The organism is Collinsella sp. TF07-1, assembly GCF_003437235.1.
In the GTDB taxonomy this organism is placed as follows: domain Bacteria; phylum Actinomycetota; class Coriobacteriia; order Coriobacteriales; family Coriobacteriaceae; genus Collinsella.
This window is the reverse complement of record NZ_QSRV01000029.1, coordinates 1-20747: the sequence shown is the minus strand read 5'-3', so window position 1 is coordinate 20747 and position 20747 is coordinate 1. Positions and strand designations below refer to the sequence as shown.

Below are 20747 nucleotides of genomic sequence, written 5' to 3'. Positions count from 1 at the left end.
TCGCATAGAGTCTGTTGAGGCGCTCCGTTGCAGGAGCGCCTCTTTTTGACTGTGTGCTAACTGGTGCTTTCCTAAGCTTTAAATGCCTGTATGGAAGTGCGGTAATATAGCTAGTATTCGTTTCTTTATCTGTGGTTACTGTCTCGGGGGATATGCATGAAACGTCTTAAAGCGTCTGCTGCTTTGGTTTGTACGCTATTGATGGGCTGGTCGCAAATCATTCAGCCTTACAGCGCGTATGCGCTGTCGGTCCAGGCCGCCGCTGCTTCGCAGTCGGTCTCGCAAACATCGAACGAGTACGAATCTCAAGGTGCAAGCTCTCAGGGAGCGCAGGACGATGCCTCGGGTTCTCAGGGTGTAACCGAATGGTATGGTGACGATGCAAATGCTGCTCGTCCTGATGGGGGTGTAGACTCTGATTCAGGCGAACAGCCTGGAATTGGCATCGAAGAGTCTCGTGTTGACGCGTCAAACGGTGAAGCCCCAACCGATGATTCCACTGAAATGAATTCCTGCGAAGCCGACTCTTTGGAACCGAACTCTTGGCGTTTCGAAAACGGCGTGCTTATCGATTCTGACAATGGCGACATCGATGCGCAGTCTTTAACTGACGATCCTTTGCCCAATGGCGCTGTTGCGCGCGGCATCGATGTCAGCAATCATCAAGGAACTGTTGATTGGAATAAGGTTAAGGCCGCGGGGATTGATTTTGCCATTCTCAAGGTCGGTCCGGTTTACGGAAAACCTGACGATTCTTTTGAAAGGAACGCTGCTGAATGTGAACGCCTCGGCATTCCTTATGGCGTGTATTACTACTCCTACGCCCGTTCTGTAGAGGATGCCAATAAAGAGGCCGACAGGACACTTGCTTGGCTCGGCGGCCATCATCCGTCGCTTCCCGTTTATTATGATCTTGAGGATAGCTATATCTTGCAAGATCCGGATTTCAGCAAGGATAAGCTTACCCAGATTGCGCAGGCTTTTTGCAACCGTATGGAGGCCGTTGGCTTTAAGTCGGGTATCTATGCGAACCTTAACTGGCTTAACAACTACCTGAATTCTCCGTCGTTGAGCGGTTATGACCATTGGGTCGCTCAATATAATTGGCGTTGCGATTATGCTGGCAGCTACAGTTTCTGGCAGTATTCAAGCAGTGGCAATGTCCCGGGCGTCAACGGACACTGTGACATGAACTACTGCTTCAACGGTTCTCTTCTCAACGTAGATGACAGCAAGATGCATATTCAGTATGAGGCGCATGTCTCGAATATTGGCTGGATGAGCAGCAAGCGCGACGGATCTACGGCTGGCACAACGGGGCAGTCTAAATCAGTGGAGGATCTTAAGGTCAGCATCTTGAATCCCGTTGAAGATGGCTCTGTGCAAATTAACGCCAATGTAAGTGGCGTCGGCTGGCAGGGCTGGGACACCCCCTCGGCCTCCGAGGGCGGCACCACCGGCCAGGGCCGCGCCGTCGAGGCCGTGCGCCTGAGGCTCACGGGCTCCCTCGCCAAGGACTACGACGTCTACTACCGCGTGCACGCCTCCAACATCGGCTGGATGGCCTGGGCCAAGGACGGCGAGGAGGCCGGCACCACGGGCTTCGGCAGGAGCGTCGAGGCCGTCCAGATCAGGCTCGTCAAGAAGGGCGACGCCGCCCCCTCGTCCGACGGGGCCAACGTCGACTACGCCTTCAAGAAGAAGCCCATGTCCCTGACCTACCGCGCCCACGTCTCCAACGTTGGCTGGCAGGGCGCCGTGTCCGACGGGGCGACCGCCGGCACCACAGGCCGCGGCCTCGCCCTCGAGGACCTCAAGCTCTCGCTCGACAGTTCCGACTACTCAGACGGCTCGTGCGTCCAGATCGACGCCCACGTCTCGGGCGTCGGCTGGCAGGGCTGGGACACCCCCTCGGCCTCCGAGGGCGGCACCACCGGCCAGGGCCGCGCCGTCGAGGCCGTGCGCCTGAGGCTCACGGGCTCCCTCGCCAAGGACTACGACGTCTACTACCGCGTGCACGCCTCCAACATCGGCTGGATGGCCTGGGCCAAGGACGGCGAGGAGGCCGGCACCACCGGTATGTCATGCTCTCTCGAGGCTGTTCAGATTAAGCTCATTAAGAAGGGTACCTCCCATCCTGATACATCGGGCTATCCCCATCTTGAAATACCTACGGTGACATATTCCGCTCAGGTGAAAGGTGCTTGGCAGAATTATGTCCCTGCCGGAGAGGTGTCCGGTACGACCGGTCAGGGAATTCCCATCACCGGGTTTTCGGCTAAAACTACTTCATCTGTTGCCGGCGGGATTGCTTATCAACTGCATCTTTCGAATGTAGGCTGGACTTCTGGCAAGACAAACGGGGAGCAGCTTTCGTCTACCGCTGAATCTAATTCGGTTGAGGCTATTAAAATTTCTCTTTCTGGTGACTTAGCAACCTATTTTGATGTTTGGTATAGGGTCCATGTCGATAATGTCGGCTGGCTTGGTTGGACTAAAAATGGTGCCGTTGCCGGCAGCACTGGCTATGGGACGCATGTCCAAGCTGTTCAAGTTCGACTTACAAGGAAGGGCGCCAATGCCCCCGGGAGCACCGTTTCGCCATGTTTGCTTGGGCAGCCTTCTGCGTTTGCAAATCCTATGCAGAAGAAGATTGTTGATCTTGCCCGACAGGTACCGTCTCCTGGCCCGGGATTGTGCTCCGAGTGGATTGCAGATATCTACGAGCGTGCCGGATTTAGGAACGTCCATACAGATGCCTGCGATTACTACTGGGATTATTGTAAATTCACCGATTATTCTCAGCTGAAAGTTGGAATGGTCATTGCCGTTCCTTCGCATACGCATACCCGCATGGGCAGCATTTACGGTCACGTTTGTCTCTATATTGGCAATAACCAGGTTATGGATAATGTCGGTCAGATCAGGACGCTCGATATGGCGTACTGGTTGGATTATTATTCCACCTCATATAAGCCAAAGTGGGGTTGGTATGACAACGTGCCGCTTGCATAGCTGATCGAAAGTCATGCCTTCGCACAGGTTCTAGCAGTTACTCTGGTTAAAAACGAACGGGTCGTTTTGCAACGGTCCGTTCGTTTCTATTTAAGTGCCATTCACGTTTTCGGTATTTAAGCAATTGCCGAAACGATAAATAATGATGCTAAAGATGGTCGATTGATGGGGAAGTCGAATGAAAAAGACGCAACGACTGCTAGCAACGGCAATGACGCCATTACTGATTCTTCATTGTCTTCTGACGCCCCTTTCTGTCTGGGCTGATTCTTTACCGGTGCAGCCGGAGTCTACTGATTATTCCAATAGCGCCGCCAGCAGCTCGGAAGACGAGAGTTTCGTCCTAAATGATGAACAGCAGGGGGTTGAAGTCGAGCAGCCGACTGTGTCAGACAATGATTCTCCCTCATCCGTTTCTAGCGAGTCTGCTTCCAATGCGACTGATTCGCCGAAACCCGAAAATGATGTATCCGCTGTCTTTGGTTCTGTTTCATACCAGACTCATGTACAGGATATTGGCTGGCAGGCTCCCGTTTCAAATGGAATGACGGCTGGCACAACAGGTCGTGCTAAGCGCGTTGAAGCCCTCAAGATCAATCTGCTTTCACAAGATGGCACCCCTTTGGGGAATGACAGCATTTCGGTCCAATCACACATTTCCGGGATCGGCTGGGAGCCTCAGCCGGTGGGTAACGGGCAGACATCTGGAACAGTTGGACAGTCGCGAGCCATCGAAGCGATCAAGCTATCTTTGTCGGGCGGTCTTTCTGACTCGTATGACATTTGGTATCGCGTTCATTCTGCAAATGTTGGTTGGCTTGGCTGGGCCTCAAATGGTGAGCCTGCTGGAACACAGGGCTATGCTTATCAGATCGAAGCTATTCAGATAAAGGTGCTTCCAAAAAATGCTCAAGATGCGCCAGCGCGAGGCGATGCCTTTAGGGACCATTCCCAGGAACCGCCTACTGTTTCCTATCGATCTCATATCTCCAATGTTGGATGGATGGGTGTTGTCGCGGACGGAAAGACATCGGGGGTCATTGACTCAAGAAATGCAATCGAGGCACTGTCGCTTAGTGTTAATTGGTATGGCCACGGAGGCTCTATTTCCTCTCGCGCGCACGTCTCTGGCATTGGTTGGCAAAGCTGGTCTTCAGGTACTGTTGGCACGACCGGGCAGTCTCGGTCAGTTGAGTCCGTTCAGTTTAAGCTCAATGACGAGATATCTGCAACTTACGACATTTGGTACCGTGTGTATGCTTCCAAATTGGGCGGATGGTTGGGCTGGACGTCCAACGGGTCTCCTGCGGGCTCGGTGGGGAAGGGTGCCGCCATTCAGGGTATTCAGGTTATGTTGGTCGAAAAGGGCTGCTCTGCTCCTGGAGATACAGCGAATCATTTTATTGGAGCTACGGATGTTCTGAGTGGCAGTTCGTATGGCCTTAATGGCAATAGCTTGGGCACTGTGCAGGGTAAAACGATTTTAATGGGTTCCGAGAGCGGCTCTGAGCCTTTAACATCGCTTTCTATTTCGTTTGATAATCAAGAGACTTCAGGTTCAATCGGTTATTCAGGCTGCTATGAATTTAGTGGATGGAGCGGAGTTGTTTCTGACGGTGCCGCGCTCAATTCTAAAAATGATGGCCGTACTTTGAAGGCCGTGAGATTGACTCTTACTGGTGATTTGTCTAATGCCTATGACGTTTGGTACCGGTGTTTTGACTCCAAAAAAGGATGGCTTGGCTGGGCGTGTAATGGCGCGGATGCGGGGGCAACGATACCGGGTTCATTCCTTAAGGCTGTCGAAGTAAGGATTATCAGTAAAGGCAGTGGCGCTCCCGGAGTAACGGACGGAGCATTTGTTTCCGATACTTCCGCCGATTGCGCTCATGTTGTTTATCAGGCCCATTCCGCTAGCCGTGGGTGGTTTCCATCTGTTTTAGATGGGCAGGATGCCGGCACAACGGGAAAATCGCTTTCGCTTCAAGCTCTGAATGTGGTGCTGGCCGGTGTGGATGATGATTCTCTGGTTGAGGCACGAGCTCATGTTGCCAATATTGGTTGGCAGGAATGGCGGTCTGCCGGTTATGTTGGGACCGTTGGACAAGGATTGGCCATTCAGGCTCTTGAGCTGCGCATTAATGGTCCCCTCGCGAATCAGTATGACATCTACTATCGAGTTCATTCGGCTGGTTATGGTTGGTTGGGTTGGGCCAAAAACGGCGATTCCGCTGGAACTACCGGGTTAAATATCCAGATAGAAGCTGTCCAAATTAAGCTTGTCGCGAAGGGCGGGAATCCTGGCTCATCGTCTGCGCCCGCATTTATCTCTGCTCCAGCTCTAACGCTCCAGGCGCATGTCGCCACGCTTGGTTGGATGAATCCCGTTGGCAACGGTGGTGTTGCGGGCACAACCGGCAGATCGCTTGCTATTGAGGCGTTGAAGTTGAATGTCTCCAGTAGCGTATCAGGCGGTATTGAGTACTCCGCCCATGTACAGGATGTGGGCTGGCAAGGTTGGACTTCCAATGGGAATGTCGCTGGCACAGTAGGCTGCGCAAAGCGTATCGAGGCTCTTAAGATTAAGTTGACCGGTGATTTATCGAACTACTTTGATGTTTGGTATCGAGCATATTGCCAAGACTTTGGGTGGCTCGACTGGACCTCAAATGGGCAGCCTGCGGGTACATCTAGGATAGGCTGCAGAGTCGAGTCTGTTCAAGTGAAGATTGTTCCCAAGGGCGCTGGTGCTCCCGGTTCTACTGCGCGTCCGTTTACTGACCAGCCCTTGTTGCCGGCAGATATGATGACTATGCTTAATCGAGCTAATAGATATTCGAGCAGCACAAGCTGGCTCATTATGGTTGACAGGCAAGCATGCCGCCTTGGAGTTTTTCGTGGACAGCGCGGGTCGTGGAGTTACGCTCAATACTGGACTTGCTCTACCGGCGCCCCTAGTACTCCAACGCCTACGGGTGAGTATACCGTCACCGGCAAGGGCTACTCGTTTGGACATGGGTATACCTGCTACTACTACACGCAGTTTTACGGTGACTATCTGTTCCATTCAATACCGTACTACCAGGGAACTTTTAATCCCATGGACAGCCGAATGGGAATGCATGTTTCACAAGGCTGCGTGCGTTTGCCCATTGATCGCGCTAAATGGATTTGGGATAACGTGCCCCTTGCTACCAAGGTGGTAATCTACTAACTATTCCCGTAAGCGGTGAGAGCTTGTTAGAGGGCCCTTTCCTGTTGCCGTAGTCTTGGCAACAGGAAAGGGCCCTTGCCGTTGGATTAGGCTCCTTTTTCTTCGTTCACCTAATTGGTGACATTAATGAAGCTAACTCCCGATAGTATGGTTATTGACGACCGTCTATCTAGGAGGCGATTCTTTTGAAAAGGCAATTTAGAGCATTTATTGTTCTGATTTCCTGCTTCATGACGATGCTGCTTTTGAGCCCTTTGGCTTGTTGGGCAGATCAAAATGTTGGTTCCAACGAATATGAATCCGTTCCAGAGACCCAATCCGACCCCTCGGATCAAACTGCTGCTGTAGCCGATGAAACGGCGCCTTCGATTGATGCTACCGTGGAGCCCAAAGAGGCGGCCCCGGACGTCAGCTATAAATCTCACATTTCAGGCATTGGTTGGGAGCCGACGTTTACATCGAATGGCTCGACCTCTGGCACAACAGGCCAGTCCCGTAGGCTTGAAGCACTCAGGGTTTCCCTCCCTAATTCAGAAGACCTTGGTATCGAATACCGCTCTCATGTTCAAAATGAAGGCTGGCAGGATTGGGTTTCTAATGGAGCCGTCTCCGGCACAACGGGAAAGGGCCTTCAGATTGAAGCCGTCGAGCTCAAGCTGACGGGCAACAGGGCGGCTTCTTATGACCTGTATTATCGCGTTCATGCTTCTAATTTCGGCTGGCTTGGATGGACTTCAAATGGGTCGACTGCGGGAACCACCGGTTGGTCTTATGCCGTTGAAGCAATACAGATCGTCATTGTAAAAAAGGGTGTCGCGGCGCCCGGCGATACTGCTGGTGCCTATGTCCCATATGTCTTTAATTGCTCTCTTTCTCAGGTTGGGGAGACGACTAAAGTAACCCTGAATATTCCGCAGATCGAGGATATAAAACGACTCGGGATCGCTGATTCGATAAAGGTGGCAGGCTCCATGTCGTATGGAGGGAGGGTCACCCGTTCCGTCTCAAGCACGATTGCACTCGGAGATCTGGGCTCTAGCTCCAGTGAAATTGAATTTAGCGATTATGGTCCGTTTGACGTTTCGTTGCAGTATTTGAAGAACGGAAACATCGTTCATGAGGACCATCAGTCAATCGGCATTTCTGCGAGTGAATACAACCTTGCCCCTTTGAGTGCTTCTTTCCCTGTTGTTCTCTATTCGCTATCTTTCTGGGATATCAGCACCTCTTCTGCCGGAACGACCATTCCGTCGATTGTAATGCTCGATCGTCCAAGTGCTTATAACTGGAACTCGCTTCCGTCCGGGATGTATGGCCTTCCGTATCTGACTCGTGAGGAGAATGCTTCTGGTTCGAGCTATCAGGCGTTCGCGGATTATGTCGCTGCTCTCTACAAGATCAACCCCAATGCAAAGTTCAATCTGTATATCAATGACATTACCTGTTCGTTGATTCATAGGATGATTTACGCCAATAAAATTCCCACTGGTCAATACTCCATTCGGCTGTTGTCCGATGGCTCTGCCACGTATGTATTTACCAACGAGGCCTTTGACGTCAAGGATCCAGATTCTAAGCAAGCTGAGCTGATTGCTTTATGGAACGCTGCTAAGAATAAGGAATACGAAACCGGTGAGGTCTCAAAGTCGTATAGCGATTATCACGATCACTGGGATTCTATGTATGCCGTGCTGAGTATTGAGCCCGGTACTCAGTGGTGGATGACTCGCACCAATTTGTTTACAAGCGGTGACGATAATGCTTTTGCCAATAGAATAGCCTCAGACCCCAACGTTAAGAAAGTAAACGTTTCGAGCATGCTTACGAGCTTGCAAAATAGGGGAGAGGATACGGTCCAAGCGTTTAAGGCACTGTACAACTTTAACGATGGTTATTTTGATGCGGCGACTCAACAGGGCAAAAAGGTAATGATGCTGCTTGGAACGTATGTTTCTTACGAGCAGAATTTTGACGACTATGCCAACTTGACGGAAGTCATCTATGGCGATGACTACTTGTATTATTACAAGGGGCATCCGAACACACCGACGGGCATGTATCCCCAAAAGCAGGAGCAGCTTGACCGTCTTGGTATTACCGATGTTGATTCTTCCGTTGCTGCGGAACTGATTCTTTTCTTTAATCCGGAGATTGGGCTGTCGGGCTACGGGTCTAGTACATACAACTCGGCTAGCGCCGATGCCGCCGGTGGACTTTGGAATTCTACGAAGTCCGAAGCGTTGAAGCCCGGCGCTGCTATCGATTATTCGATTATGGATTGGTTTGCTTCGCCTATTACTGAGGACTCAGACGCGGCTATCAGGTCCCTTTGCAAGCAAGATGACTCCTGCTATCTCGTGGAATTTTCGGATGCCATACTTGCTACGACCAATTACGACTTCGCTATCTATTCGCACGATAGCGGTGCTTTGACTTATTTCAAAAAAGGTGAGTCTGGCTACGACGTCGTCAAGGTGTCAAGAGGCTCTCTTGACGTCTTGGCAACTTCGCATGTTTCGAATGACGGCTGGCAGTCGGCTTCCAAGGGAGGAAATACTTCCGGGACCGTCGGTCAGTCAAAAGCTGTCGAGGCTATTACTCTCAACCTGCAGAATGCTCCCTACGATGGCAGCTTGGAATACAGGACGCATGTTTCCGATTACGGTTGGCAAGACTATGTGAAAGAGGGAGAAGTCTCCGGTACTACGGGTCAGAGCAAGTCTGTCCAGGCTATCCAAATTCGACTTACTGGTGAGATGGCCAATCGTTATGACGTTTACTATCGTGCTCATGTTCAGGATAAGGGCTGGCTTGGCTGGGCCTGCAATGATCAGGTTGCCGGAACGACTGGGTTTGGCTTGAGGCTCGAGGCATACCAGGTCGTTTTGGTTGAAAAGGGTTCGCCTGCACCAGGGGATACGAGTCGGCCCTCTATTCAGAGAACTTTTTCAATAACGGCTCATGTTTCAAACCTTGGTTGGCAGGAACCTGTTTATGAGGGCATGACGGCGGGCACAACTGGTCGAAATCTTGCTGTTGAGGCGTTGACGATTAGCAAGCCCGACCTTGGGTATTCCGGTAACATCGAGTATCGAGCTCATGTTCAAAATATCGGCTGGCAAAAGTTGGTCAAGAACGGCAAGCTGGCCGGCACCACGGGTAAGTCTCTTTCTATTGAAGCTGTAGAAATTACGCTTACGGGTGATCTCGCCAAGCATTATGACGTCGTCTATAGAGCTCATGTGCAAAGCAAGGGCTGGCTCAATTGGGTTAAATCGGGCGAGTGCGCCGGCACGACTGGAGAAGCCCTGCATATGGAAGCGTTTGAGGTTAAGCTGGTTGACAAAAGCTAGCGTATAAATAGAAGCTGAAACCAATGGGGCGATATCAGTATTTCGATATCGCCCCATTGATTTATTTGATATTGCGCATTTTAAATAGATAGTGTCGTCGGTAAAGGGCTACCTACGGATAATGCAGAACAGCGAGCTTAGAATTGCTATTGAACAACCAAGGATAATTGAGTAGTTGATGCCATTCATATCGGATATAGCAATAAGGGGTATGGCGCTAACAATGGCGCATGTGAAAGCGACGCCATTGCAGATCAGTGTTTGCTTCATTCGTCTTTGGATAATCAAAACGTCATTGCAATAAAGAAGAAGGCCTACAGCTGCTGTCGCGATTAAAACGTATGGGAACAAATATGTGTAGGGCTGAATGCTGTCTCCGAATGCAATGATTAACAGTTTGCTGCCAACGAGACTTAAAGCTAAAACGCAAATACCCATTACGAGAATGAGCATTCCCATGGTTTTAATAAATGATTTGAGAAATAGAACTCTATCTTTCTTGAGATCTGCAGCGAGTTTTCCGATTAGCGGGCTATACAAGTAGGTGGCAGCAACTTGAATTAAAACTGCAGGTGTCGCAACACTTGCATAATGTCCGAGTGCTTCGCTTCCGTTCACAATACCGAAATACTGGCGAACCGAAGATACAATGGAGTTGGCTAACAGACTAGCTAACATTGCAAAGAAGCATATTTTGGCCAACGATAATAGTGTTGAATTATCAAAAATGGGCTTGATGGAACCGAATCGTCTTGCGTGCGGCAAGTCGTAAACAATAGTGACAAGCATGCAGCTTACTGTCATTGAAACAATGGCAGTTGAAAGGCTATCCGTTAAGGCTAATCCAGCTGAAAAAGTACAAAGTGATAAAAAGCCTCGAATGAATTGCGAAATGCCGATATAGTCCATTCTTCCGTTCTTTTGATAAATGCCATACAGCACATCGCTAAAGCTCTCATCTGTTTTAAAGACAAGGTAAAGGAACGAGACGGTGATTAGACTCATTTGGCGATTTGTGGCTATGGGGATATAGACGGCGCAAACGATCCAGCCGATAAGAATTGTTATTAAGCGAAATGCGATATAGCTTGAGTTGCTGAATTGATTTGAAATATCAGATACTTGGAATGTGCGCACTTTATATAAAGCTATTGAGGCAAATATAATTCCCGTTGCCATTGCGAAGGCATAGAGACCGGAGTTTCCATAGGAAGACGAAAGCCTTACAACCATTACGGTCGTAACCCATTGGCAGCCAAGATAGCAAAGACATCCTATTGCATTAAAAAAGGTATTCTGTGCTACTGATAATGGCTCAATAGCTCTCTGCTTTGAATGTCTTTCATTTTGAATGTTCACGGTACTTAACCACACTTTTCGGTCTCATATAAATAGATGATGCATAATGATAGTGAAACTTTTGGTTGATGATAATTGTTTCACACTGTGTTCTATACTTTTAGGGTTACTGATGTTCTTCTAAGGATAATGATGGTTTCTAAATCGCGCGTGCTGGTGATAATTCCCGCATATAACGAGGAAGATAATATTGTTGCAACCGTTCAATCTGTCGTAGATTGTGGTTACGATTATGTTGTCGTTAATGACGGGTCGACAGATGATACCCTCCAGATTTGTAAGGACAATGGCATAAATGTGCTCGACTTAGCTCAGAATTTGGGCATTGGTGGTGCTGTGCAGGCGGGGCATAAGTATGCTCAACGGTTTGGTTATGACATTGACGTTCAAGTTGACGGCGACGGTCAACATGATCCATCGTATATCCCGCATCTAATTAAGGAGATTGCAAATGGAAGCGACCTCGTAATTGGGTCTCGCTTTCTTGAGAAGACCGATGGTTTTCAATCGACATTCATGAGGCGTCTTGGAATAAAGTGGCTTTCTTACGTTATTTCAATCACGACTCACTCTAAAATTTCAGATCCGACTTCTGGTTTTAGGGCATGTGGAGCAAAGGCGATAGGGCTTTTTTGTAAAAAGTATCCAGCGGATTATCCAGAACCGGACTCGGCTGTTGCTGCAATGGTTAAGGGTCTTTCCGTTACCGAGGTACCGGTTGTAATGAAGGAGCGCCAGGGAGGAAAGTCTTCCATTTCTGGATTTAGCAGCGTTTATTACATGATAAAGGTAACACTTGCAATTATTATTTCCGCTTATTCGAATTGAGGATCTTTACTATGCAAATGTCGTTGCGTGTCGGAATAATTGCTGCATGCTTGCTTTTGGCGGTATTTGTCCTTCGCCTTGTTCTTAAAGATAAGCTGCAATTGAAGTATTCGCTTTTGTGGCTTGGGCTTGTCCTTGCGTTGCTGGTGTGTGCGCTTTTTCCCCAACCTTTATATGTGATATCGTCCTTTTTCGGGTTCGCGACTTTATCTAACTTCATTTTCGTTGTTGGGTTTTTATTTCTGTTATGTATTGTTCTTTCTCTGGGCTGCTTGTCGAGCAAGCAGGCAACAGCTATCGCTAATTTAAGTCAACGGATAGCTCTATTGGAGAAAGAGATCGAATCAATCCGCGAGGAGTAATTTACGGTGTTTACTTCCGATGACCACACCTTCGTGGTTTGTGCATATGGTGAGTCTCCTTATTTGGGAGAGTGCGTCTCGTCTTTGATGAGCCAAACGGTCAGATCGAATATCATTATTTCGACTTCGACACCAAACAATCATATTCAGTCCATTGCTAATACAAACGGTTTACCGCTATTTATCAATAGCGGTAAACCCGGAATTGCTCATGACTGGAATTGTGCCGTTGAGCATGCTGAGACGTCACTAGTCACAATTGCTCATCAGGACGATGTGTACCTTCCTGAATATACGAAGAAGATGCTCGAATGTGCAAATTTGGTCAGTGATATGTCGATCTTTTTTTCAGATTATGGAGAGCTCAGAAACGATGAACCCGTCGATGACACTCCTCTTTTGAATTTTAAAAGATTCCTGCTTCGAGGTATAAAGAAGAAAGGGTATTTTGCGAGCAGAAGGGAAAAGCATCGTCTTCTCTCATTCGGCTCTCCCATTTGTTGCCCATCGGTAACTTACAACTCATCAATTCTCCCAACCCCTCTTTTTTTAGATGATATGAAATGCAGTCTTGATTGGGAAACTTGGGAGCGTTTTTCGCGCCTGGATGGCTCCTTTGTTTATTCGGCTAGCATTTTGATGCGGCATCGTATTCATGAAGGCTCTGAAACTACTGCTTCTATAAAAGACGAAACTAGAAGCAGGGAGGATCTAGAAATGTTTCTGAAGTTCTGGCCCAAACCTTTGGCCCGGATTTTGAACTATTTCTATTCATTCAGCATGCGCAGCAATGACGTATAGGATATATTCGTTTTTGCCCCTTAACTCTTGGAGCTTTTAATGCTTAATTGTAAATCGCTGGTCCGGTTTGCCGGATGCTTCTGCTTCATTTTATTTTGCTTATATTGGTTTATGTTAAATCCTAGACTGATTGTGCTCGTTACCGAAGCTGCGTTGTGCTTGGTCTTTCTTTTAATTTTTGCTAACGATTCTATTCGGATTTCCGATAATGCGAAGTACTTGCTATTACTTTTGTTTTTCTGTCTCTTAATGTGCTTTGTATTCACCCCTTTTTCTGTACCAGATGAAGCACATCATTTTTTTTCGTCTTATTGGCTTCTTGATATGTTGCCCGGCGGGCATGGGGTAGCATCTGACGGGTTTTATGTTCGTTCATCAGATTACGATTTATACAGAAACACAGATCCTTATATATCTGGAGTGAACTATAACGATTTAATTAAGGGCCTCTTTTCGACTACATCTAATCTAAAAATCGAGAAATTTTCTGAAATAAGTTATACCTTTGGTAGCGAAAATATTCCTGCAAAGATTGGGTCTCTTGTAGGTCTTTTTCTAGGGCTCAGCTTAAATTTGAACTCATATTTAACGTTTTATCTTGGTCGTATTGGATCTATTGTCGTTTTTGTGGCCTGCTCTTTTTTTGCTTTTAAGACTGCTCCGAAGGGCAAATGCATCATTGCTTTTGTGTCTTTCCTGCCCATGACGCTCCATCTTGCGGCTTCTTATTCATATGATTCTGGAATTATCGGCTATTCTTTAATTGTATTTTCGCTTTTGATGAAGGGTTTTTTTTCTTCAGATGGTCACTTGGACAGCCGATTTATTGCGCTGGTGTTTCTGTTCAGCGCTTTACTTGCTCCGTGTAAAGTTATCTATTCAGGAATAATATGTCTATTTTTGCTTATCCCCTTATCTAAATTTAAGTCAAAACGCGATGGCAAGTTCTTTAAAATTGGCCTTGTGTTTGTAATGCTCACATCGGTAATTTTGTTTAGAACGGCGTCGATTGCTAACCTAACTGCCCAAAGCGGTCAATCGGTTCGCGGGCTAGAGACTGGCACTTTCTACACTCTCTCTGACATCATCTTTCATCCCTGTCACAGCTTTAAGATGCTTATGGCTACTTTTGATTCGTTAGGTGATTTTTATTGGTTGACTACTCTTGGTTATTCGCTTGGCTGGTTTCAAAAGAGTTTAATTATGCCGACCTTTTTAATGCTCCCATATTTGTTTTTTGGGTTCATGTGCCTTGTGGGGTCAGCGTCAGATGACTGCTATCTAGCTCCGAAAGTCGCCGTAGCATTTGTTGTGGCGTTTCTGGTTGCTTTTGCTGGAGCCTTTGTTTCGATGTGGATCGGATGGACGTTTAATACGGAGGAACTCATTATGGGTGTTCAGGGGAGGTATTTTTTACCTGCCCTTCCTGTGCTGATGTTTGGATTGAGGACAGCTAAAGTTAGATGCGAGGCGAATGTCTGCAATCTTGTGCTCTATGGCACCTGTCTCGCTAATTGCATCTATATAGTTAGATTGATCAGTATAGCGGCGCTTTAGCATCTTATATTCTGTCGGCATCCTATCCTTGCCGTTTGTGAGTGAATTGTTATCGTTAAAACTTTGCTAGAGAGTATTTCATCTGATTATTCTTATTAGTTTCTACTTTAAAAAGGTTGGTCACTTTTATGGGCATTAGTTATCGAGGGATATGTCGGGGATTCGGTGCCGCGTATATTCCGTTCTTCTTGCAGCAGAGCGAAATAGATAATATTTCTGTTAGCGTTGTTACAGATGCGGGGGCTAGCGTTCCGTTTTCGCTTCATTATCAACTTAAAGAAGAAGTTGCCACTATTGCGGTCCCTCTTCTTTCCTGTAAGGGCTTGTTGATTTCCGTAACCGGAAAGTGCGGGTTTAAAACAAGATTATCTTTTAATGCTATAAAATGGCTATCTCGATTCAACTATAAAATTAACTCTTCATTAACATCTCGGTTTAGGGATATTGAATCTGATTCATATTTTGGAAAAATACACGTTCGTTGTAATGTCGCAATTGAGGCATATAACAAAGATGAGATTATCATTAAGGGGGTTATTTGTTCCCCACAGCGAGATTCCGTTAAGAATGTATATGTGACTAACGGAGATTCAAACATACTCGATGAGTATCATGTCGGAATGGGACATCCTTCTCAGATTGGCTTTCAGGGTTTTCATCGCTACGAGACAAGTTTTTCATTGAGGATTCCTAAGGGCGATAAGACATTTTGCTTGGTTGCTTCTGGAGACTCCCCCTATGGCTCAGGTTTTCTGTCTCTCGACCCGGCTGCTGTTAAATTTATGCTGGATTCGAAGTCTCCCGTCTTTTATAAATCTGCTTATATTGAGTCCTATGCACACGCTTCAAAAATGCGAAATCGTTCGCTATCTTTCGTTCGCTCTAACGATGTCCCCTCAATTCAACAGGGTGTGAAATTTAGCATTATTGTTCCTCTCTTCAATACCCCTGTCTCTTTTTTCTGGGATATGGTTAATTCGGTTGAGGAGCAGGTTTATGAAAATTGGGAGTTAATTCTTGTAAATGCTAGCCCGAATAATGCTGCGCTTTCTGATGAGCTTGCTAGACTGTCGGATTCAAGAGTTAAGGTTGTTCCCTTAACTGAAAACAAGGGAATTGCTGAGAATACAAACGCCGGTATTGAGGCTGCTTCCGGTGACTACATTGTGTTCTTCGATCATGACGATACGCTCGATCGATTTGCCCTATACAGGTATGCGGAACGGATATCGATTCATCCTGAAACAGATGCCCTGTATTGTGACGAAGACTTTTTAAATGAAGATGGTGAGTATGTCGACCCTCACTATAAATCTGACTTGAATCTCGATCTTTTACGTGTTCACAATTACATTACTCATTTGCTCTGTGTTCGTGTTTCATTTGTTAAAGATCTCATGCTTCGCAAATCATTCGATGGTGCACAAGACTATGATTTCTTGCTGCGTCTTTGCGAAAGAACTAAGAATATTTTCCATGTTCGCGAGGTTCTCTATCACTGGCGTATCAGCGATTCGTCTACCGCTAAGAGTGCTGGTAATAAGAATTATGCCGACGAGGCAGGCAAACGTGCTTTGCAAGAGCATTTGGATAGGTGCGGCCTAAATGCCGTAGCGGAGCTGACCGATACCCCCTGTTTCTATCATGTTTCATACGCCATTAAGGATGAGCCCCTTGTAAGTATTGTTATTCCAAACAAGGACAGCGTTGAAGTTCTCCGTAGATGTATTGATTCAATTGAAAGCAAAACATCTTATTCGAGCTACGAGATCCTTATTATCGAAAATAATAGTGTCGAGAAAGAGACATTCGAGTATTACGACAGCGTTTGCGCCACTTTTGATAATGTTCGAGTTGCAACCTGGGAAGGCCCCTTTAATTATTCTGCTATTAATAACTACGGTGTCGGTATGACCAATGGCGAGTACCTTTTGTTCTTGAATAATGATACTGAAGTTATTGAGCCGAACTGGCTTTCTTCAATGCTTGGTTTCTGCCAACGCGATGATGTGGGTGCCGTTGGCGCAAAACTTCTCTACCCTGATAACACCGTTCAGCATGCTGGCGTTTTAATGATTTACTGCAACAGCGAGAACGAAATGGGCGGCCCCATTCACGTCTTCAATAATATTGACCGTGACGATCCTGGCTATATGCGCCGAGCTGTAATCTCTCAGGACCTTTCCGCTGTTACTGCAGCCTGCATGATGACGAAACGCTCTATATTCGAACAGCTGGGCGGTTTTAATGAAAGTTTTGAAGTGGCCTTTAATGATGTCGATTATTGCCTAAGGGTTCGTTCTCTTGATCAGTTGGTCGTGTTTGATGCTGATGCGCTTCTTTACCACTATGAGTCGTTTAGCCGTGGTTATGAAACTGGTGCAAAGAGGGCTCGTTTTATGCGTGAACAGGGTAAATTGCGGACTGCATGGGCCGATTACTATGTAAATGGTGACCCTTACCATTGTCCGATGAGCACGCGTTAGCTTGCTTTGTCTGATGGGCCAGTCCGTACGTATGCAACCTAGTGCGGATTGGCCACTGTTTACTGACGAAGCCAAGCAATGCTTGGTCTCCTGGGCACTCTGTAAATTTAATTGTGTATGTGTTCATTTGGTTCATGGTTCTTGTGCATAGTTCTTGTGCATAGTTCACGCCTTGGAACTTCCTTAATCTTATAATTAACTTGAATTAACACTATGACTATGTTTTGGAAGGCTTATCAGCTATGAAAGGCATCATCCTCGCCGGCGGGTCCGGCACGCGCCTGTACCCGCTCACGCTCGTGACCTCCAAGCAGCTGCTGCCGGTCTACGACAAGCCCATGATCTACTACCCGCTCAGCACCCTCATGCTGGCGGGCATCCGGGACATTCTGGTCATCTCCACGCCGACCGACCTGCCCAACTTCGAGCGCCTGCTCGGGGACGGCTCCCGTTACGGCGTGAACCTGTCCTACGCCGAGCAGCCGAGCCCCGACGGCCTGGCCCAGGCATTCACCATCGGCGAGGAGTTCATTAACGGCGAGCCGTGCGCACTGGTGCTGGGCGACAACATCTTCTACGGCAACGGCCTGTCGCGCCACCTGACGCGCGCCGTGCAGAACGCCGAGTCGGGCCGCGCCACGGTCTTCGGCTATCACGTGGACGACCCCGAGCGCTTCGGCGTCGTGGAGTTCGATGGCGAGGGGAGGGCCGTCTCCATCGAGGAGAAGCCCGCCGAGCCCAAGAGCTCCTACGCCGTCACCGGCCTGTACTTCTACCCGGGCGACGTCGCCGCCAAGGCCCATGGGGTGCAGCCGTCCGCGCGCGGCGAGCTGGAGATCACCACGCTCAACCAGATGTACCTGGAGGAGGGGACTCTGTCGGTCGTCACCCTCGGTCGCGGCTACGCGTGGCTGGACACCGGCACCATGGAGAGCCTGCACGAGGCCGCTGAGTTCGTCCGCGCCGTGGAGCACTCCCAGGACCTGCCCGTGTCCGTCCCCGAGGAGATCGCCTGGGAGAACGGCTGGATCACGACCGCCGAGCTGGAGGAGGCGGCCAAGGCCTACGGCAAGTCGGTCTACGGGCAGCACCTGAAGAAGGTCGCCGCCGGCGAGATCGTCAACAGCCCGCGCGAGTACTAGCGCAAGCTTGTTTTCTTTTAGGGGTCACCGTTTATCTGGTGGCCCCTTTCGTTATGATTACGTTGACCATAAAGACAATATGATTGGGAGTGGATGTGTTAAGCGTCTACTTTGGCGATATGCCAGAAGCGATTTACAACACAGCGACATATTTCAAAAACTCTTACCGGTCTTCTTGGATTACGGATCCCTATGCAGTCTCGATAATTAAAGATGTCGATCGATCGGATGTTGTCTCCGAAAACGTCATCGAAAGCCCCGTGCTTGGATCCATCTCCCCACTCCAGCTTTCTGGTGGCGTGAAAACGCTGCTGCTTATGAGATTTGATCGTAAGCATATTTTTAACGCTTCTACCTGTGGTGACAACTGTGCCAAGTGGATTCTCGACATGGCGAAAGACCGCAAGCTCGTTGTGAATCTCTATCATGTGATGGACTTTGGTCGCGAGGATTTTAAAATCAAAGTCGTGAATAGCGGCCGAATCGTTCATAACATGGCCGAATTGATTCACGAGTCGATTCCGTATCTGTAGGTGCTGCTTATGAACGGTTCGCATCTCGTTAAGATTTCCCGCCGCAGGGGAACCAAGTACACATTTACCATCAAGCGGAACATCACTATTGTGCGTGGCGATAGCGGCACGGGTAAGACGACACTGTTTGACATGGTCGCAGACTACATGCGAACGGGCGAGCAGTCGGGTGTTTCCTTGCAGTGCGATTGTCCCTGTGTCGCCCTGACCGATTATGATTGGCGAAACCAGCTTTCGTCCGTTCATGACTCGATTGTATTTGTCGATGAGGGCTTAAAAGAGATCCATTCTGATGAGTTTGCCCATCATGTGCTGTATTCCTCGAATTATTTCGTGCTGATCTCAAGGGCTGATTTCCCCAATCTTCCGTATAGCGTGGATGAGATTTACAAGATTAAGACGAGCGGAAAATACCATTCTTTCGTTCCTGCTTATCAAGATCGCGGGAATCATCGTTATGCTATTTCCCGGTCGGCGCCAAAACAGGACTTTTCTATCCTTCTATGCGAGGATAGTAAGTCTGGTTTCCAGTTCTTTGAACGGCATTTCGCTGACAGTGAGCTTACCTGTGCTTCGGCCATGACGAACAGCGCGATTTTGGGCTGGTTGGATCAGCATCTCGACGATCGCGTGTTTGTTGTCGCGGACGGAGCGGCATTTGGGTGCTATGCGGACCGCGTCCTTAAGCTGCAAGACATTCATCGCGATACTGTTACGGTTTGTCTTCCCGAGTCATTCGAGTGGCTTCTGCTGAGCTCCGGCGTAATTTCAGGGTTAGATATTAAGGCGGTTTTGCAAGAGCCAGAAGCGTTTGCAGACAGTGAAAAGTTAAAAGCTGGGAGGACTTCTTCTATAAGTACTTATGCGATAAAACTGGGAATTCGGTCTTCCGGTACGACAAAGACTGTATTCCGGAGGCGTTTTTTAGGGGGAGTAATTCTGCGAAGGTTATGGCTCTTATCGCATGCCGAAATGTCCGATAGTTTTGTTGAATAGTGTCGCGGCGTCACTTCCTGCGGCATACTAAAGAAGCTGTACATGCTTCAGATTGGATTTTCATGTCTGAGATTTTTGAACCTAAGAACATCATCGTCACGGGCGGCTGCGGCTTCATCGGCAGCAACTTCGTGCACTACGTGGTGAACAACCACCCGGACGTGCACGTGACCGTCCTGGACAAGCTGACCTACGCCGGCAACCCCGAGAACATCGCCGGGCTGCCCTCCGACCGCGTGGAGCTCGTCGTGGGCGACATCTGCGATGCCGGGCTGCTGGATAGGATCGTCCCCGGCCACGACGCGATCGTCCACTACGCCGCCGAGAGCCACAACGACAACTCCATCGCCGACCCGGAGCCGTTCCTGCGCACCAACGTGGAGGGCACCTTCCGCCTTCTGGAGGCCGTGAGGAAGTACGGCATCCGCTATCACCACGTCTCCACCGACGAGGTCTACGGCGACCTCGCGCTCGACGACCCGGCCAAGTTCACCGAGGAGACGCCGTATCACCCGAGCAGCCCGTACTCGAGCACCAAGGCCAGCTCCGACATGCTCGTGCGCGCCTGGACCCGCACCTACGGCCTGCGCACCACGATCTCCAACTGCTCCAACAACTACGGCCCCTACCAGCACGTGGAGAAGTTCATCCCCAGGCAGATCACCAACATCATCGACGGCGTGCGCCCCAAGCTCTACGGCCGCGGCGAGAACGTCCGCGACTGGATCCACACCGAGGACCACTCCTCGGCCGTCTGGGACATCCTGACCCGCGGCCGCATGGGGGAGACCTACCTCATCGGAGCCAATGGGGAGAAGAACAACATCACGGTCCTGCGCATGATCCTGGAGGCCATGGGGCGCGACCCAGAGGACTTCGACTGGGTCGCCGACCGCCCCGGCCACGACCGCCGCTACGCCATCGACTCCACCAAGCTCCAGCGCGAGCTGGGCTGGAGGCCTGCGCACACCGACTTCGCCGAGGGCCTGAAGCAGACGATCGACTGGTACGTGGCCAACGAGTCCTGGTGGCGCCCGGCCAAGGAGGCCACCGAGGCCCGTTACAGGGCCCAGGGCCAGTAAGACCGCATCCCGGCGAACC

13 protein-coding genes are annotated in these 20747 nt (G+C 49.0%); 12 read left to right on the top strand and 1 reads right to left on the bottom strand.

Annotation, left to right across the window (positions count from 1 at the left end):
- Positions 1–156 precede the first annotated feature (156 nt).
- The 3 genes from DXC67_RS09355 (at position 157) to DXC67_RS09345 (ending at position 9582) form a co-directional block, all read left to right on the top strand.
- Complete coding sequence (locus DXC67_RS09355; protein WP_117638172.1) at positions 157–3015, top strand: GH25 family lysozyme; 2859 nt, start codon at positions 157–159, stop codon at positions 3013–3015.
- Positions 3016–3193: 178 nt separating this feature from the next.
- A complete protein-coding gene (locus DXC67_RS09350; protein WP_117638171.1) occupies positions 3194–6229 on the top strand; it encodes a L,D-transpeptidase family protein in 3036 nt (1011 codons plus the stop codon).
- Between the two features lie 185 nt (positions 6230–6414).
- Positions 6415–9582: a hypothetical protein gene (locus tag DXC67_RS09345; protein WP_117638170.1), complete on the top strand. Its 3168-nt coding sequence runs from the start codon at positions 6415–6417 to the stop codon at positions 9580–9582.
- A 108-nt stretch (positions 9583–9690) separates the two neighbouring features.
- On the opposite strand, the gene DXC67_RS09340 is transcribed toward DXC67_RS09345, so the two are convergent.
- On the bottom strand, positions 9691–10941 hold the full coding sequence (locus DXC67_RS09340) for a hypothetical protein (RefSeq protein WP_147327784.1): 1251 nt from the start codon (positions 10939–10941) through the stop codon (positions 9691–9693).
- A 132-nt stretch (positions 10942–11073) separates the two neighbouring features.
- Here DXC67_RS09340 and DXC67_RS09335 point away from each other — a divergent pair, with 132 nt between their 5' ends.
- The 9 genes from DXC67_RS09335 (at position 11074) to rfbB (ending at position 20728) form a co-directional block, all read left to right on the top strand.
- Positions 11074–11769 carry a glycosyltransferase family 2 protein gene (locus DXC67_RS09335; RefSeq protein WP_199410714.1) on the top strand — a complete coding sequence of 232 codons (696 nt, stop codon included), beginning with the start codon at positions 11074–11076 and terminating at the stop codon, positions 11767–11769.
- 11 nt (positions 11770–11780) lie between these two features.
- Positions 11781–12131 carry a DUF2304 domain-containing protein gene (locus DXC67_RS09330; RefSeq protein ID WP_117638167.1) on the top strand — a complete coding sequence of 117 codons (351 nt, stop codon included), beginning with the start codon at positions 11781–11783 and terminating at the stop codon, positions 12129–12131.
- Positions 12132–12137: 6 nt separating this feature from the next.
- Positions 12138–12932 (top strand): glycosyltransferase family 2 protein, encoded by a 795-nt coding sequence (locus DXC67_RS09325; RefSeq protein WP_117638166.1) that lies wholly within the window; start codon positions 12138–12140, stop codon positions 12930–12932.
- Between the two features lie 132 nt (positions 12933–13064).
- Positions 13065–14489 (top strand): DUF2142 domain-containing protein, encoded by a 1425-nt coding sequence (locus DXC67_RS09320; protein ID WP_158551340.1) that lies wholly within the window; start codon positions 13065–13067, stop codon positions 14487–14489.
- Positions 14490–14617: 128 nt separating this feature from the next.
- On the top strand, positions 14618–16975 hold the full coding sequence (locus DXC67_RS09315) for a glycosyltransferase family 2 protein (RefSeq protein WP_117638164.1): 2358 nt from the start codon (positions 14618–14620) through the stop codon (positions 16973–16975).
- 242 nt (positions 16976–17217) lie between these two features.
- Positions 17218–18117 carry a glucose-1-phosphate thymidylyltransferase RfbA gene (gene rfbA / locus DXC67_RS09310; protein WP_117638163.1) on the top strand — a complete coding sequence of 300 codons (900 nt, stop codon included), beginning with the start codon at positions 17218–17220 and terminating at the stop codon, positions 18115–18117.
- A 95-nt stretch (positions 18118–18212) separates the two neighbouring features.
- On the top strand, positions 18213–18650 hold the full coding sequence (locus tag DXC67_RS09305) for a DUF4869 domain-containing protein (protein WP_117638162.1): 438 nt from the start codon (positions 18213–18215) through the stop codon (positions 18648–18650).
- Between the two features lie 9 nt (positions 18651–18659).
- Complete coding sequence (locus tag DXC67_RS09300) at positions 18660–19646, top strand: hypothetical protein (RefSeq protein WP_233503221.1); 987 nt, start codon at positions 18660–18662, stop codon at positions 19644–19646.
- A 62-nt stretch (positions 19647–19708) separates the two neighbouring features.
- Entirely contained in the window at positions 19709–20728 is a 1020-nt protein-coding gene (rfbB, locus tag DXC67_RS09295; protein ID WP_117638161.1) for a dTDP-glucose 4,6-dehydratase, read from the top strand.
- The last annotated feature ends 19 nt before the right edge of the window (positions 20729–20747 follow it).

Coding starts and splice junctions, on each gene's coding strand:
- DXC67_RS09355 (WP_117638172.1), top strand. CDS start 157: ATGAAACGTCTTAAAGCGTCTGCTGCTTTGGTTTGTACGCTATTGATG.
- DXC67_RS09350 (WP_117638171.1), top strand. CDS start 3,194: ATGAAAAAGACGCAACGACTGCTAGCAACGGCAATGACGCCATTACTG.
- DXC67_RS09335 (WP_199410714.1), top strand. CDS start 11,074: ATGGTTTCTAAATCGCGCGTGCTGGTGATAATTCCCGCATATAACGAG.
- DXC67_RS09330 (WP_117638167.1), top strand. CDS start 11,781: ATGCAAATGTCGTTGCGTGTCGGAATAATTGCTGCATGCTTGCTTTTG.
- DXC67_RS09315 (WP_117638164.1), top strand. CDS start 14,618: ATGGGCATTAGTTATCGAGGGATATGTCGGGGATTCGGTGCCGCGTAT.
- rfbA (WP_117638163.1), top strand. CDS start 17,218: ATGAAAGGCATCATCCTCGCCGGCGGGTCCGGCACGCGCCTGTACCCG.
- DXC67_RS09300 (WP_233503221.1), top strand. CDS start 18,660: ATGAACGGTTCGCATCTCGTTAAGATTTCCCGCCGCAGGGGAACCAAG.
- rfbB (WP_117638161.1), top strand. CDS start 19,709: ATGTCTGAGATTTTTGAACCTAAGAACATCATCGTCACGGGCGGCTGC.